Raw genomic sequence first — 13,525 nt, 5'->3', positions numbered from 1 at the left:
CCGCCGGGCTCGGTGCTCGCTTTGATCGACTCGGGTTTCAGGAAGTCGGCCTTTAATCGGCGTGGGATGCCCCGGCTTCTGGGAACCCGAGTTGACCATGACCGAGCGGCAGTGTCGGGCGCGCGGCCCGGACGCTCTCCGGCTCGGTGCGCGCGCGGCTTGCGTCTGCCCGGCCTGAGCCTGCCCGCTCTGAGCCGGCGCGGCCTGCGCTCGCTTTGATCGACTCGGGTTTCAGGAAGTCGGCCTTTAACCGGCGCGGGATGCCCCGGCTTCTGGAAACCCGAGTTGACCATGTCCGTGCGGCCGTGTCGGGCGCGCGGCCTGGGCGCTCTCCGGCTCGGTGCTCGCGCGGCTTGCGTCTGCCCGGCCTGAGTCTGCCCGCTCTGAGCCGGCGCGGCCTGCGCCCGCTTTGATCGACTCGGGTTTCAGGAAGTCGGCCTTTCAACCGGCCCGGGATGCCCCGACTTCTGGGAACCAGAGTTGACCATGCCGGTCGCGCCGGTCGCGCCGGTCGCGCCGCCGTGCCTGGGCTGGGCAACTCACCCGTGGACACGACTCAGCCCGCCGGCCAACGGTGGCCGACGGGCTGGCGGGTGTCGTGGTGGTCAGCGCCCGGCGGGCTTGAGGCCGAGCGGCTTGCCGAGCAGCGACTCACGGCGCAGCGCGAGCCGGTCGGCGATCGTGCCGAGTGCCTGCGCGGCCGGGGACTCTGGCTCGGCCAGCACGATCGGGTTGCCCGCGTCACCGGCCTCGCGGACCCGGGTGTCCAGCGGGATCTGCCCGAGCAGCGGCACCTGGGCGCCGATGGTGCGGCTCAGCGACTCGGCGACGGCAGTGCCACCCCCGGCACCGAAGATCTCCATCCGGGAGCCGTCCGGAAGCTCCAGCCAGGACATGTTCTCGATGACGCCGACGACCCGCTGGTGGGTCTGCAGGGCGATCGCACCGGCCCGTTCGGCCACCTCGGCGGCGGCGGTCTGTGGGGTGGTGACGATCAGGATCTCCGAGTTGGGGAGCAACTGGGCCAGCGAGATGGCCACGTCACCCGTGCCCGGGGGCAGGTCGAGCAGGAGCACGTCCAGGTCGCCCCAGTAGACGTCGGCCAGGAACTGCTGCAACGCGCGGTGCAGCATCGGGCCGCGCCACACCACTGCGGCGTTGCCGGAGGTGAACATGCCGATGGAGATCACCTTCACGCCGTGCGCCTGCGGCGGCATGATCATGTCCTCGACGCGGGTGGGCCGGGCCTCCGTGCCGAGCATCCGGGGCACCGAGTGGCCGTAGATGTCGGCGTCGACCACGCCGACGGAGAGCCCGCGGGCGGCGAGGGCCGCCGCGAGGTTGACCGTCACGCTGGACTTGCCGACGCCACCCTTTCCGCTGGCGACCGCGTACACCCGGGTGCGCGAGCCGGGCTGGGCGAACGGGATGACGGGCTCCTCGGTGGCGCCTCCGCCGCGCAGCTGCGACTGCAACGACTGCCGCTGCTCGGGGCTCATCACACCGAAGTCGATCTCGACGCCGGTGACGCCGGGCACCGCGACGAGCGCGGTGGTGATGTCCGTACGCAGTTTGTCCTTGAGCGGGCAGCCGGCGACGGTGAGCAGGAGCTCGACGCGTACGACGCCGCTGGCAGCGATCGTGGCGGAGCGGACCATGCCCAGCTCGGTGATGGGCCGGCGGATCTCCGGGTCGTTGACGGTGGCCAGGGCGGCCTGGATCGCGTCCTCGACGGTGCTCACGGGTGCTGACATGCCCGCAATGCTACGTCGCGGGGCATCCGCTGCCGCCGTTGGCCGGGGCGGTGTGAGCCAATCGATGAGCCGCTGATCAGCTGTCCGGCAGGCGCGGCCCGGTGCCGTCGGGCCGGGCGTCCCGGGCGAAGTCGCCGTCCAGGTCGTCGCGTGGTTCTTCCAGGCCGACGCCGTCGGTCGGGCGCCTGCCGCGCTTCTCCTGCCGGATGTCCTTGTCCTGCTGGCGGCGCTCCAGCCGTTGCCGGCGCTGCCCCGCCTCGTCCAGCTCCTCGGCCAGCCGGGTCAGCTCGGAGCGGAGGAAGTCGCGGGTCGCCACCTCACCCAGGGCGATCCGCAGTGCGGCGATCTCCCGCGCCAGGTACTCGGTGTCCGCCTTCTGCGCGGTGGCTCGCCGCCGGTCCTCCTCCAGGGCCACCCGGTCCCGGTCGGCCTGCCGGTTCTGGGCCAGCAGGATCAGCGGCGCCGCGTAGCTGGCCTGCAACGACAGCACCAGGGTCAGGAACGTGAAGGTGTACGGGTCGAAGCGCAGGTCCGCCGGGGCCAACGTGTTCCAGACGAACCAGATGGCGATCACCACCGTCATGACGACGATGAAGTTGGCGGTGCCCATGCCCCGGGCGATGCCCTCCGACCACCGGCCGAACGCCTCCGCGTCGAACCGGGGCAGCTTGATGCCCCGGGGCTCGCGCGGCTGGTCGAGTCGCTCGTTACGCCGTTGCTCAGCCATCCGCGCCGTCCAGCGCGTCGGTGGTGCCCGAGGCGGCCAGGGCGTCGCGGTCCCGCCAGTCCCGGGGTAGTGAGTGGTCCAGCACGTCGTCCACGGTCACGGCGCCGACCAGGCGGTTGCTCCGGTCGATCACCGGCATGGCGACCAGGTCGTAGGTGGCCATCCGACGGGTGATCTCCGGCAACGGGGTGGTCGGGCGCAGCGGGTCGATGTCGTTGACCACCACCTTGCCCAGCAGGTCGGCCGGTGGTTCACGCAGCAGCGCCTGGAAGTGCACCATGCCCAGGTAGCGGCCGGTCGGGGTGTTCTGCGGCGCCCGGGTCACGAAGACCTGCGCGGCGACGGCGGGGGAGAGCTGTGGCTCCCGGATCCGGGCCAGCGCCTCGGCGACGGTGGCGTCCGGCGGCAGGATGACCGGCTCCGAGGTCATCACACTGCCCGCGGTGCCGGGCGTGTACTTCAGAAGCTGACGTACCGGGTCGGCCTCGTCCGGCTCCATCAGGTCCAGCAGCACGTCCTGCTCCGGTGGGGGCAGCTCGTTGAGCAGGTCCGCGGCGTCGTCCGGGTCCATCTCCTCGAGGACGTCGGCGGCCCGCTCCCGGTCGAGGGCGGCGAGGATCTCCACCTGGTCGTGCTCGGGCAGCTCGCTGAGCACGTCGGCCAGCCGCTCGTCGTCCAGCGCGGCCGCGACCTCGTTGCGCCGGGCGTCGGGCAGGTCCTGTAGCGCGTTGGCCAGGTCGGCCGGGCGCATGTCCTCCAGGACGGCGAGCAGGTTGGCCGTACCCCGGTTGTCGGCGATGCCGCTGAGCCCGCGCACCCGGTCCCACTCGACCTGGTGCAGGTGGCCGCGGCGGCTGAGCCGCCCGGTCTGCTCCCGTACGGCGACGCGGGTCAGCGACCACTCGCCACCCCGGGTGCACTCCATCGCGACGTCCACGACGGCGCCGGGCTGGCCGCCGGGGTCGAGCTGTACCCGCCGGTCCAGCAGTTCCTGGAGCACCAGCAGCTCGTTCGCGCGCTTCTCGAACCGGCGCAGGTTGAGGGTGCCGGAGCCCAGCACGACGGCGTCCGCGTCGATGGAGGTGATCCGGTTGATGGACAGGAAGATCCGGCGGCGCATCGGCATCTCGGCGACGAGGCCCACGACCTCCGGGGGACGTTTGGTCGCCCGCAGCCGTGCCACGGCGTCACGGACCCGTCCCACCTGGTCACCGTTCGGATCGAAGACGGCGACTCCGGCGAGACGGGCGATGTAGACCCGGGTCGGCGTGCTCACGGGCACCAGCCTAAGCGCCTAGTGTTTATCAACATGTCGACCTTGGCCTACGAGATCGTGGACGTCTTCACCGACCGCCCCTTCGCCGGCAACCCGCTGGCCGTGGTGTTCGGCGCGGAGGCGCTGGCCACCGAGCAGATGCAGGCGCTCGCGCTGGAGTTCAACCTGTCCGAGACGGTGTTCGTGCTGCCACCGACCCAGGTCGGCGTCACCTACCGGGCCAGGATCTTCACCCCGGTGGAGGAGTTGCCGTTCGCCGGGCACCCGAGTGTCGGCGCGGCGGTCACCGCCAGCCGGCGGGGCATGTTCGGTGTGGGGCAGGTCACCCAGGAATGCCAGGCCGGGGTGCTGCCGATCGAGGTGACCGCGTCCGGGGCGACGTTGACCGGGGGCACACCGACTCTCGGGCCGGAGTTGGACCCGGAGCCGTTGCTGGAGATCGCCGGGCTGGTCGCGGACGACCACATCGGGCCCGCCCCCCGCGTCGCCGGCTGTGGGTTGGAGTTCCCGTACCTGCCGGTGCGTCCGGAGTCGGTGGCCCGCGCGGGGGTGAACGTGGCGGCGGCGCAGCGGTATGGGGTGTCGCACGTCAGCGTCTTCTCCTGGGACGCCACCACGCAAACCGCGCACGCCCGGGTCTTCGTGCCGGGGATCGGTGTCCCGGAGGATCCGGCGACCGGATCGGCGGCCCTCGGCCTCGGTGTCTGGCTGGTGGCGAGCGGTCTGCTGCCGGCCGAGGGGCTGTCCCGTTACGCGGTTCGTCAGGGTGTGGAGATGAACCGCCCGTCCGCCCTGACCTGCACGGTCACCGCGGCGAACGGCGTGGCGGTCGGCGCGACCGTCGCCGGTCAGGTGATGCCGGTGGCGCGCGGCGAGATCGCCGTGCCGCCGTTCGTGGGCTGACCGACGGAAGGCTGCGCTGGAAAAGCGCCCCTTCTTGACCGGCGGCCTACGCGTCAGCGCCCGAGGTGCGGCAGGATGCGAGGGTGACTGACGACGCGCGTGGGTCGACGCCGCTGGTCGACGAGGCGATGAAGAAGGCCGCCGTGGCCTGGGTCAGCGTTGCCGGCGGGCCGGCGCTCGCGCTCTGGTGCGCCCCGCTGGAGGGCGCGCTGCTGGTGGTCAGCGGGCCGGGTGAGCAGGCAGCGCCGGGTCTGGCGGACGCCACCGAGGCGCAGGTCTCCCTGCGCGGCGACCACGGTGGTCGGATCGTCACCTGGTCGGCGCAGGTGAGCCGGGTGCAGCCGGGCACCGAGGCGTGGGACACCACCGCCCCGCTGGTGGCGGCGAAGCGTCTCAACGCGCCCGGCCCGACCGCCGACCTGGTGGCCCGCTGGGCTGCCGACGGATGCGCGGTGAACAGGCTCGCCCCGGCCGGAACGCCGTTGGCGGGCGCGGACCTGCCGGCCGACGCGCAGGCCGAGCCGCCTCGGCCCACGCCGGCCGTCCGGGCCACCCGCAAGCCGTTCCGCCTGCACCGGGTGCGTCGCCGCTGATCGGCGCGTCAACCCGCCCGGCCGCCGGCACCCACCACCTCGGCGTCGACGTCGACGAGGGCGAGCACCTCGCGCAGGGTGCTCAGTGTGGGGCCGCGCCAGTCCAGGTCGGCGTTGAACACCATGTGCGTGGCCAGGTCCGGCGCGGCGAGCCGGACGGCGGTCATCCCGGCCCGCTCGGCACCGGTCAACTCCTGGCTGCCGCCGTCACCGACGTACAGGCAGTCGCGCGGGGCGAGCCCGAGCCGCTGACAGGCGGTCAGGTAGAGCGCCGGGTCCGGCTTGCAGCGTCCGACCTGCACCGAGAAGACCTGCACGTCGAGCAGCCGGGCGACCGCGAGCTGTGGCAGGAAGGCCGGCAGCTCGTGCGTACAGTCGCTGATCACGCCGGTGCGCAGGCCGCGCTGGCGCAGGGCCGCCAGCACCGGGACGGCGTCGGCCCGGAGCCAGGTGTCCGCGCGGACCGCGCGGTGCCGGGACGCCACGGCCGCTCGCACCGCGGTGTCGCTGGGGTGTACGCCGGCCTGGGCGCACACCCACCGAAGGGTCGCCTCCGCGTTGCCGAGTCGACCGGTGGCCCGCTCGTAGTACGTGCGATCCAGCACCTCGGTCAACGTTGCGGTGTCACACCCGAGCAGTTCGGCGGTGCCGGCGTGCGCGACACCGCGCTGCACCGAACGGGTCAGGGTGCCGAAGAAGTCGAACAGCACCGCCTGGTAGGTGGGCATGGGGGAGCGCCTCCGGGCGGTCGGGGTCGGCGGCGCGGACGTGCGTGATCGTAACGGAGTGATGACCCTCCGTGCTGTCCGTCATACGTGTGAGGATTACGTCCCGTGTCCCCACCTTCACCTCGGCCGTCCCTCGATCCGCTGACCACCGGCGCGGTCGGCCTGGCCGTCGTCGCCGTGTCGTCGTCCGCGCCACTGATCGCGTACGCCGCCGCACCCGCGCTGGCCATCGCGTTCTGGCGCAACCTGCTGGCGGTGGCCGTGCTGAGCCCCTTCGCGCTGGCCCGGCGTCGGGCCGAGTTCCGCAGGCTGACCACCGGCGTGGGTCGGCGGGAGGGACTGTTCTGCATCCTGTCCGGGGTCGCGCTGGCCGGTCACTTCGCCACCTGGGTGCCGAGCGCCCAGCTCACCTCGGTCGCCACGTCCACCGCCCTGGTCGCCACCCAGCCGGTCTGGCAGGGGCTGATCGCGCGCGCCCAGGGGCGTGGGCTGCCCCGGATCGTGTGGATCGGCATCGCGGTGGCGGTCGGCGGCGCAGCGATCGCCACCGGTGTGGACGTGGGCGTCTCCGGCAGGGCCGTCCTCGGCGACGTGCTGGCGTTGACCGGCGGCATGTTCGCCGCCGTCTACACCGCCTTCGGTGAGCGGGCCCGGACCAGCATCAGCACCACCACCTACACCACCATCTGCTACGGGATCTGCGCGCTGCTCCTGCTGGTCATGTGCCTGATCGGCGGGGTACGGCTGACCGGGTTCGACGGGAACACCTGGCTGGCCATCCTCGCCCTGGTGGTGGGCGCACAACTGCTCGGGCACTCGATGTTCAACTACGCCCTCAAGAAGATCCCGGCGACCACGGTGAGCGTGCTGATCCTGCTGGAGGCGCCCGGCGCGGCGCTGCTCGGTTGGGCCTGGCTGGGTCAGGTTCCCCGCCCGTACGCGCTGCTGGGGATGGCGCTGCTGCTGGCCGGGGTGGCGGTGGTGGTGCTCGGCGGGCGTCGGGCCGCACCGACCGCACTGCCGGCCGACCCCACCCCGTTGGACGACTGACGACACGACGGCGGCGGGGCGACCTGAGAAACCCGTGCGCGGGTTCCCTCCACGGCGGGCCCGTCCGGCGTCTTTCCGGGTGAGGAGGGCGATCGTTGACGACTGAGGACCGCACCCGGGACGGCTTCGCCGACTTCGTCCGGGCCGAGGCCGCCGGGCTGACCCGGTTCGCCTACCTGTTGACCGGCGATCGGCACCACGCCGAGGACCTGGTGCAGGTGGCGCTGGCACGGGTCGCGGTGCGCTGGGAGGGGGTCGCCGACCCCCACGCCTACATGCGTCGGGTGCTCTGCACCCAGGCGGCCAGTTGGTGGCGGTGGCGACGGGCCCGCCCGCCGGAGCGCCTCGGCGGGGCGCTGCCGGAACGAGCCGGCCCGGGTGACGACACCGATGTGCGGCTGGTGCTGTGGGCGGCGCTGGCCCGGCTGACCGTGCGGCAGCGCGCGGTTCTCGTGCTGCGCTACTACGAGGACCGCACCGAGACCGAGACGGCCGCGCTGCTCGGCTGCCGGGTCGGCACGGTGAAGAGTCAGACCCGCCACGCCCTCGGCCGGCTGCGGGTGCTCGCGCCCGAGTTGGCCGAACTCGTCGGCCGTAGCCCGCAGGAGGTGACCCGGTGACCGCCCGACTCTCCGAGGCGCTGCGTCGCCTCGCCGACGACGTGCCACCGGCACGCGTACCGGATGGGCTCTTCGACGCGGCGCGGGCCCGGCACCGTCGTCGCCGGGCCGCCGTCGCCGGCGCGCTCGCCGTCCTGGTCCTGCTCCTCGGAACGGGGTACGCGCTGCACCCGGTGACCCTGCCACCGCCCGCGGGCCCGCGGCAGGATGGTCCCGGCCTGCCCACCCGCCTCGTCGAGCCACCACTGCGGACCGCTTCGGTACGGGACTCCGCACCTGGCGCTGCGGCGATGCTCTTCGGTGGTCCCGCCGTGCGCACCGACTGGTTCGAGACCCGGATGGGCGTGGTGGCCGCCGACGGTGACCGTTACCGGGTGCTCGACGGCGGCCACGTCGTCGCGGGGTTCGAGGCGTCGCTGTCCCCGGACGGCCGGTACGTGTGGGCCGGCTCGGCACTGCTCGACCTGAGGACCGGGAGGTTCACCCCGGATCGCCCGGGCGGCTACCCGCTCGCCTTCGCGCCGAACGGGAAACGTCTCGTCTACGCCGACGACGAGACCACGTTCACGCCGCCGAACACCTACAGCACCCCGTACGTCGGGGTCTACGACCGGGAACGCGGGGCGGACGTGCTGCGGGTACGGGTCGGCACCGCCTGGATCCCGCCGGGACGAACGGCCGCGCTGTCGCCGGACGGCGGCGACCTCGCCCTCCAGGTCCGGGACGAGGTCTGGCTGACCCGGGTGGCCGACGCGGGCGCCGATCGTGTCGGCGAGCCGTACCGGAAGCTGCCGCTGGCCGGCGGACGCCTCGCCGGCGCCGGGTCCTGGCTGCCCGACGGGCGTTCGGTGGCCGTGTTGGACCGGTCCACCTGCACCGACTGCCCGGTGCCCGACTATCGGCGCACCTGGACGCTGGCTCTGCGTTCCACCGTCGACGGTGGAACGCTGGCCGGGGCGGCGTTCCCACCGGTGCCCTCCCGTTCGTACGTGCAACTGCTCGGCTGGCGTTCGGCGGACGAGGCGGTCGCGTTGGTCGGCGTGCCGGGCCCGGCGGCGGTGGACCAGCCCGAGGACCACGACGTCTCCTGGGGGCCCTACCACGAGCCGGGCACGGAGGCGGTGGAACTCGTGGTGCTGCGCCGGGGCGCCCCCGCGCCGGAGGTGCTCTTCCGCACCCCGCAGGGCATCACCGAGTTGTCGGTCGCCGCCGACCTCGCGATCGACGGGGCGGTACGCGAGTCCGGCCGCCCGGACTACGGGCCGCTGCCGTTCTGGGCGCTCGCGGTGGGGTTCGTCCTGGCGGTGCTGGTCGCCCTGCCGGTGGTGTCGCTGCTGCGACGCTGGCGAGGTCGATGGCTGTACCGGCGACCGCGGGATGGCTAGACCTCGTGGACCTCGATGACCCGGGTGGTTGGTGCGGTCTCGCCGAGAGCGGCGCGCAGCGCGGCCCGTTCCGGGTCGACGAGGAACGACTCGTATCCGGCTCGGGCGTCGAACCGGATCACGTGCACCTCGGTCTGCCCGTCGGTGCCCCGCAGCCGCCGTTCCAGCTGGCCGCCGTGTCGGCCGAGAAAGGCCAGCACGGCGTCCTCGTAGCGTTGCCCGGCGGCCTCGGCCCCGGATGCGTACTCGACCAGCGCGACGAGGGTGAGCATGGTGGCCACGCTACCCAGCGATGCCGACGGCCTTCGCGCTCGCCTCCCAGAGTCGGGCGGCGAGCCGCGGGTCGCTGGCCTTGCGGTACGGCCGACGCGGGCGACGGTCGGCGTAGTAACCGCCGTTGGCCAACCGGGAGTGGTCCTGGTTGGCCAGCCACACCAGGGTCTCGGCGCCCTTCTCCGGGCTGCGGAACGGCAGGATCCGCATGCCGAATGCGACCAGCCTGCTGTCGTTGCCGAACCGGGTGCGCACCACCCCCGGGTGGAAGCTGTACGCGGACATCTCCGGCCAGCGTCGGGCCGCCTCGGCGGTGAACAGGATGTTCGCCTGCTTGCTCGTGCCGTACGCGCCGGTCGACCGGTAGCCGCGCAGCGGCGCGTTCAGGTCGTCCGGATCGAGCGCGCCGAAGCGGTGCGCACCGGAGGCGGTCACCACGATCCGTTCCACCCGGTCGGCCAGCAGGTTGGTCAGCAGGAACGGGGCCAGGTGGTTGGCCTGGATCGACATCTCGAAGCCGTCGACGGTGGTGAGCGGTTGCAGCGCGATGGCACCGGCGTTGTTGGCCAGCACGTCGATCCGGTCGTACGCGGACCGTAACTGCTCGGCGAGCCGGCGCACGTCGTCCAGGACCGCGAAGTCGGCTCGGAACAACTCGGGACGCTCGCCCGAGTTCTCCCGGACCCGCTCGGCGGCGGCCTGGAGGCGCGCCGGGTCCCGCCCGACCAGCGCAACCTGGTCGCCGCGGCAGGCCAGATGTACGGCGGCGGCCAACCCGATGCCGGAGCTGGCCCCGGTCACCACCACCAGTCGTCGACGCCCAGTGAGATCTTCCACAGGTCCATTCACCCCGGTCATGGCGCGAGGTTACCGTGGCGTCACAACGCCCTTTGGGATCGTTAAGTTCACGGATCTGTCGTCAGGTGGCGTCGGCGTGCCCGCCGGACGCTGGAAGGAGCGCATCCATGGCCGCAGTCGGTCGCCCCCGCAGGTCCTGCCTCGCCGTGCCGGGTTCCAGCGTCAAGATGCTCGGCAAGGCGCAGGGCCTTCCGGCCGACCAGGTCTTCCTCGACCTGGAGGACGCCGTCGCGCCGCTGGCCAAGCCGGACGCGCGCAAGAACATCGTGGCCGCCCTCAACGAGGGGGACTGGGCCGGCAAGACCCGGGTGGTCCGCGTCAACGACCTGACCACCCCGTGGACCTACCGGGACGTCATCGAGGTCGTGGAGGGCGCCGGCGCCAACCTGGACTGCATCATGCTGCCGAAGGTGCAGACCGCCGCCCAGGTGCAGTGGCTGGACCTGACGCTCACCCAGATCGAGAAGACGCTCGGCCTGGAGGTCGGTCGGATCGGCATCGAGGCGCAGATCGAGAACGCCGCCGGTCTGGTCAACGTGGACGCGATCGCCGCAGCCTCACCGCGCGTGGAGACCATCATCTTCGGCCCGGCCGACTTCATGGCGTCGATCAACATGAAGTCGATGGTGGTGGGCGGCCTGATCCCGGACTACCCGGGCGACCCGTATCACTACATCCTCATGCGGATCCTGATGGCCGCCCGGATGCACGACAAGCAGGCCATCGACGGCCCGTTCCTGCAGATCCGCGACGTCGACGCGTTCCGCGAGGTGGCCAAGCGCTCGGCGGCGCTGGGCTTCGACGGCAAGTGGGTGCTGCACCCCGGCCAGATCGACGCCGCCAACGAGGTCTACCAGCCGGCGCAGGCCGACTACGACCACGCCGAGCTGATCCTCGACGCGTACGAGCACTACACCTCGGAGGCCGGCGGCAAGCTGGGCGCGGTGATGCTCGGCGACGAGATGATCGACGAGGCGTCCCGCAAGATGGCGCTCGTGGTCGCCGCGAAGGGCCGGGCCGCCGGGATGAGCCGTACGTCGTCGTTCACCCCACCGGCGGAGTGACCGGCCGAGCCGCCCCCGGGTCGGATCCGGGGGCGGCTCGCCGCACTCAGTAGGTGCCGCTCTCGTAGGCGGACGTGTCCTGGTTCGCCGCCCAGACGATGGCGATCACGATGACGATGGTGGCCAGCACGGCCAGTGCCGTGGCGATCCAGCCGACGATGATGCCGGCGGTGGCGAAGCCCTCGCCGCTCTCGCCGCGCTGCCTGATCTGCTTGCGGGACACGTGGCCGAGGATCGCGCCGATCGCGCCGATGTAGCCACCGAGGCCGTAGCCGCAGAGACCGAGGGCGCCGATGATCGAGACGACCATCGCGGCGATGGCCAGCCCGTTCTGCTTCTGGGCGGGCGGGTATCCGTAACCCGGGTAACCGGGCGGCGGAGGGTAACCGGGCGTGGCCGCGTACGGGCCGGGCTGGGCCGGGATCTGCGGCGCGCCGCCCGCGTACGGACTGGTCGGCGCGTACGGGTCGGTCGGCGCGTACGGGTTCGTGGCGATCGGCTGGGTGGGCGCCGGTTGACTGCTCACCGGGAGGGTGGGGTCAACGGGTTGCTGTCCCGACCACGCCGGGTCGTGCCAGCCGCCAGAGGGCGGGGGGTTGGTCATGCGATCTCTCCGTCAGGTCGGGTGCGCCGTCAGGGTAGCCAGGGGTGACCAAAACCGTTGCCCCCGCTCCCGGGTGCCGCGTTGCTTCGGGCCCGTCGTACCGGGCAGGATCCTGGCATGGCATTCGACGCGCGCGCCGCGGACCGCTCCGGCAGCCGACCCAGACGGGACGTCAGCCGCCCGGGCGGGGGCCGACGTGCCCGCGCGGCCACGCCGGCCGGCAGCCCCGGCCCCGACGAGCCCGTCGCGCTGGCCGACCCGGTGACCATGCGCCTCGACGGGCGGGTCGCCCTGGTGACGGGTGCGGGCAGCCCGGACGGCATCGGGTACGCCACCGCTCGACGACTCGCCGACCTGGGCGCCCGGGTGGCCATCGTCTCCACCACCCGGCGCATCCACGAACGCGCTGGTGAGCTGGGCGTGACCGGCTTCGTCGCGGACCTGACCGACGAGTCGGAGGTCGGCGCGCTGGCCGACGCGGTCGCCGAGCAGTTGGGCGACGTCGAGGTGCTGGTCAACAACGCCGGCCTGGCCAGCCGGGCCAGCCAGGGCGTGCTGCGCCCGGTCGCCCAGCTGACCTATGACGAGTGGCGCGGCGAGATCGACCGCAACCTGTCCACCGCGTTCCTGTGCAGTCGCGCGTTCATCGGCGGGATGGCCGAGCGGGGCTGGGGCCGGATCGTCAACCTGTCGGCCACCGCCGGCCCGGTCAACGCCCTGCCCACCGAGGCCGCCTACGCCGCGGCGAAGGCCGGCGTCGTCGGGCTCACCCGGGCGCTGGCCATGGAGATGATCGCCGACGGCGTGACCGTCAACGCGGTGGCTCCCGGCACCATCTACACCGCCGCGTCCACCATGGCCGAGATCAAGCAGGGGCTGGGCACGCCGGTGGGTCGACCGGGCACCCCGGACGAGGTCGCCGCGGCGATCAGCTTCCTCTGCTCGCCGGCCGCCTCGTACATCACCGGCCAGATGCTGGTGGTGGACGGCGGCAACAGCGTCCGCGAGGCCCGGTTCCGTTGACCGGCGACCTGACTGTGGCCGGCGGTCAGTAGCCGCTGTTGTCGCCGGTGTTGCCCAGGGCCACGAGGGCCAGCCAGCCGCAGCACGCCAGCAGGGCGAGCCCGGTGAAGACGTAGCCGAGGATCAGCCCCCAGGTGGCGAGCTGGTCGCCCTCCTCGCCGCTGGTCCGGATCTGCCGCTTGGCGACGTGTCCGAGGACGGCACCGGCCGGCGGAAAGGCGAAGGCGAACACCAGCGACAGGATCGCGAGCACGTTGGTGCCCCGACCCGGGCCGGAGGGCGGCGGGCCGTACTGACCGTAGGGACCCTGCGGGGGGTACGGCGGCTGCTGACTCCACTGCCCCGACTGGTGCGGCCCCTGCTGCGTGTACGGCGACGGATCGTCGGCAGGTGGCCCGTACGGTGAGCGTTCCGCCGGCAGCTCGAACGCTGGCTGGTCCGGCTGTGGCGCGTACGGCGGCTGGCCGGCCGGCGGCGGCGCGTACGGCGACTGGTCCCGGGGTGGCTCGTAGGGTGACGGTGGTTGCTCGTCTGATGGTGGCCCCGACGGCGGTGGGTAGCTCAAGCTGTCCTCCTCCTGCCGGTGCCGGAAAAGTCCCTCTTGCCGGACGCTACCCGCAGCGGTGAACCTTTTCACAGCGGTTGTGTGGACTGGTCACCTTGGCCT

At 72.7% G+C, this 13,525-nt stretch carries 15 protein-coding genes; 7 read left to right on the top strand and 8 right to left on the bottom strand.

Going from position 1 to position 13,525, the window contains the following annotated elements; translation table 11 throughout:
• Positions 1-605: 605 nt before the first annotated feature.
• From LADH09A_RS17815 to LADH09A_RS17805, 3 genes are all read right to left on the bottom strand, one after another.
• Positions 606-1,754: an Mrp/NBP35 family ATP-binding protein gene (locus tag LADH09A_RS17815; protein WP_238646512.1), complete on the bottom strand. Its 1,149-nt coding sequence runs from the start codon at positions 1,752-1,754 to the stop codon at positions 606-608.
• Between the two features lie 76 nt (positions 1,755-1,830).
• Entirely contained in the window at positions 1,831-2,481 is a 651-nt protein-coding gene (locus tag LADH09A_RS17810; RefSeq protein WP_238646510.1) for a DUF1003 domain-containing protein, read from the bottom strand.
• On the bottom strand, positions 2,474-3,757 hold the full coding sequence (locus LADH09A_RS17805) for a magnesium transporter MgtE N-terminal domain-containing protein (RefSeq protein ID WP_238646508.1): 1,284 nt from the start codon (positions 3,755-3,757) through the stop codon (positions 2,474-2,476). The genes LADH09A_RS17810 and LADH09A_RS17805 overlap by 8 nt, the downstream gene beginning before the upstream one ends.
• Positions 3,758-3,790: 33 nt before the next feature.
• Here LADH09A_RS17805 and LADH09A_RS17800 point away from each other — a divergent pair, with 33 nt between their 5' ends.
• Together LADH09A_RS17800 and LADH09A_RS17795 are read left to right on the top strand one after the other, a co-directional pair.
• A complete protein-coding gene (locus LADH09A_RS17800) occupies positions 3,791-4,660 on the top strand; it encodes a PhzF family phenazine biosynthesis protein (protein ID WP_238646506.1) in 870 nt (289 codons plus the stop codon).
• Between the two features lie 83 nt (positions 4,661-4,743).
• Positions 4,744-5,253 carry a hypothetical protein gene (locus LADH09A_RS17795; protein WP_238646504.1) on the top strand — a complete coding sequence of 170 codons (510 nt, stop codon included), beginning with the start codon at positions 4,744-4,746 and terminating at the stop codon, positions 5,251-5,253.
• Positions 5,254-5,261: 8 nt separating this feature from the next.
• Here the strand turns inward: LADH09A_RS17795 and LADH09A_RS17790 are convergent, their stop codons facing one another.
• Entirely contained in the window at positions 5,262-5,981 is a 720-nt protein-coding gene (locus LADH09A_RS17790) for an HAD family hydrolase (protein ID WP_238646502.1), read from the bottom strand.
• Positions 5,982-6,086: 105 nt separating this feature from the next.
• On the opposite strand from LADH09A_RS17790, the gene LADH09A_RS17785 reads away from it, so the two are divergent.
• From LADH09A_RS17785 to LADH09A_RS17775, 3 genes are all read left to right on the top strand, one after another.
• Positions 6,087-7,031 carry a DMT family transporter gene (locus tag LADH09A_RS17785; protein ID WP_238646500.1) on the top strand — a complete coding sequence of 315 codons (945 nt, stop codon included), beginning with the start codon at positions 6,087-6,089 and terminating at the stop codon, positions 7,029-7,031.
• A 95-nt stretch (positions 7,032-7,126) separates the two neighbouring features.
• Positions 7,127-7,651 (top strand): SigE family RNA polymerase sigma factor, encoded by a 525-nt coding sequence (locus tag LADH09A_RS17780; RefSeq protein WP_238646498.1) that lies wholly within the window; start codon positions 7,127-7,129, stop codon positions 7,649-7,651.
• Entirely contained in the window at positions 7,648-9,036 is a 1,389-nt protein-coding gene (locus tag LADH09A_RS17775; RefSeq protein WP_238646496.1) for a hypothetical protein, read from the top strand. Before LADH09A_RS17780 ends, LADH09A_RS17775 begins: the two co-directional genes overlap by 4 nt.
• On the opposite strand, the gene LADH09A_RS17770 is transcribed toward LADH09A_RS17775, so the two are convergent.
• Positions 9,033-9,308, bottom strand: a complete 276-nt coding sequence (locus LADH09A_RS17770; RefSeq protein ID WP_238646495.1) for a hypothetical protein — start codon at positions 9,306-9,308, stop codon at positions 9,033-9,035. The two genes, LADH09A_RS17775 and LADH09A_RS17770, sit on opposite strands and share 4 nt — an antisense overlap.
• Positions 9,309-9,318: 10 nt before the next feature.
• Positions 9,319-10,146, bottom strand: a complete 828-nt coding sequence (locus LADH09A_RS17765; RefSeq protein WP_238646493.1) for an SDR family NAD(P)-dependent oxidoreductase — start codon at positions 10,144-10,146, stop codon at positions 9,319-9,321.
• Positions 10,147-10,274: 128 nt separating this feature from the next.
• Here LADH09A_RS17765 and LADH09A_RS17760 point away from each other — a divergent pair, with 128 nt between their 5' ends.
• Positions 10,275-11,231, top strand: coding sequence for an HpcH/HpaI aldolase/citrate lyase family protein (locus LADH09A_RS17760; protein ID WP_238646492.1), 957 nt, complete (start codon positions 10,275-10,277; stop codon positions 11,229-11,231).
• 46 nt (positions 11,232-11,277) lie between these two features.
• On the opposite strand, the gene LADH09A_RS17755 is transcribed toward LADH09A_RS17760, so the two are convergent.
• On the bottom strand, positions 11,278-11,835 hold the full coding sequence (locus LADH09A_RS17755) for a DUF4190 domain-containing protein (RefSeq protein ID WP_238646490.1): 558 nt from the start codon (positions 11,833-11,835) through the stop codon (positions 11,278-11,280).
• Between the two features lie 117 nt (positions 11,836-11,952).
• On the opposite strand from LADH09A_RS17755, the gene LADH09A_RS17750 reads away from it, so the two are divergent.
• Positions 11,953-12,858 (top strand): SDR family NAD(P)-dependent oxidoreductase, encoded by a 906-nt coding sequence (locus tag LADH09A_RS17750; protein ID WP_238646488.1) that lies wholly within the window; start codon positions 11,953-11,955, stop codon positions 12,856-12,858.
• Between the two features lie 25 nt (positions 12,859-12,883).
• Here the strand turns inward: LADH09A_RS17750 and LADH09A_RS17745 are convergent, their stop codons facing one another.
• Complete coding sequence (locus tag LADH09A_RS17745) at positions 12,884-13,423, bottom strand: DUF4190 domain-containing protein (protein ID WP_238646487.1); 540 nt, start codon at positions 13,421-13,423, stop codon at positions 12,884-12,886.
• Positions 13,424-13,525: the final 102 nt, after the last annotated feature.

It is taken from the genome of Micromonospora cabrerizensis (assembly GCF_022230955.1).
GTDB classification, from domain to species: domain Bacteria; phylum Actinomycetota; class Actinomycetes; order Mycobacteriales; family Micromonosporaceae; genus Micromonospora; species Micromonospora cabrerizensis.
Note: the sequence above shows the minus strand (reverse complement) of the source record. Positions and strands in the feature narration are given on the sequence as shown.

Bases quoted from the DNA above. Each gene is read 5' to 3' on its own strand.
- LADH09A_RS17755 (WP_238646490.1), bottom strand. From the start codon at position 11,835: ATGACCAACCCCCCGCCCTCTGGCGGCTGGCACGACCCGGCGTGGTCG.
- LADH09A_RS17815 (WP_238646512.1), bottom strand. From the start codon at position 1,754: ATGTCAGCACCCGTGAGCACCGTCGAGGACGCGATCCAGGCCGCCCTG.
- LADH09A_RS17810 (WP_238646510.1), bottom strand. From the start codon at position 2,481: ATGGCTGAGCAACGGCGTAACGAGCGACTCGACCAGCCGCGCGAGCCC.
- LADH09A_RS17750 (WP_238646488.1), top strand. From the start codon at position 11,953: ATGGCATTCGACGCGCGCGCCGCGGACCGCTCCGGCAGCCGACCCAGA.
- LADH09A_RS17760 (WP_238646492.1), top strand. From the start codon at position 10,275: ATGGCCGCAGTCGGTCGCCCCCGCAGGTCCTGCCTCGCCGTGCCGGGT.
- LADH09A_RS17770 (WP_238646495.1), bottom strand. From the start codon at position 9,308: ATGCTCACCCTCGTCGCGCTGGTCGAGTACGCATCCGGGGCCGAGGCC.
- LADH09A_RS17790 (WP_238646502.1), bottom strand. From the start codon at position 5,981: ATGCCCACCTACCAGGCGGTGCTGTTCGACTTCTTCGGCACCCTGACC.
- LADH09A_RS17800 (WP_238646506.1), top strand. From the start codon at position 3,791: ATGTCGACCTTGGCCTACGAGATCGTGGACGTCTTCACCGACCGCCCC.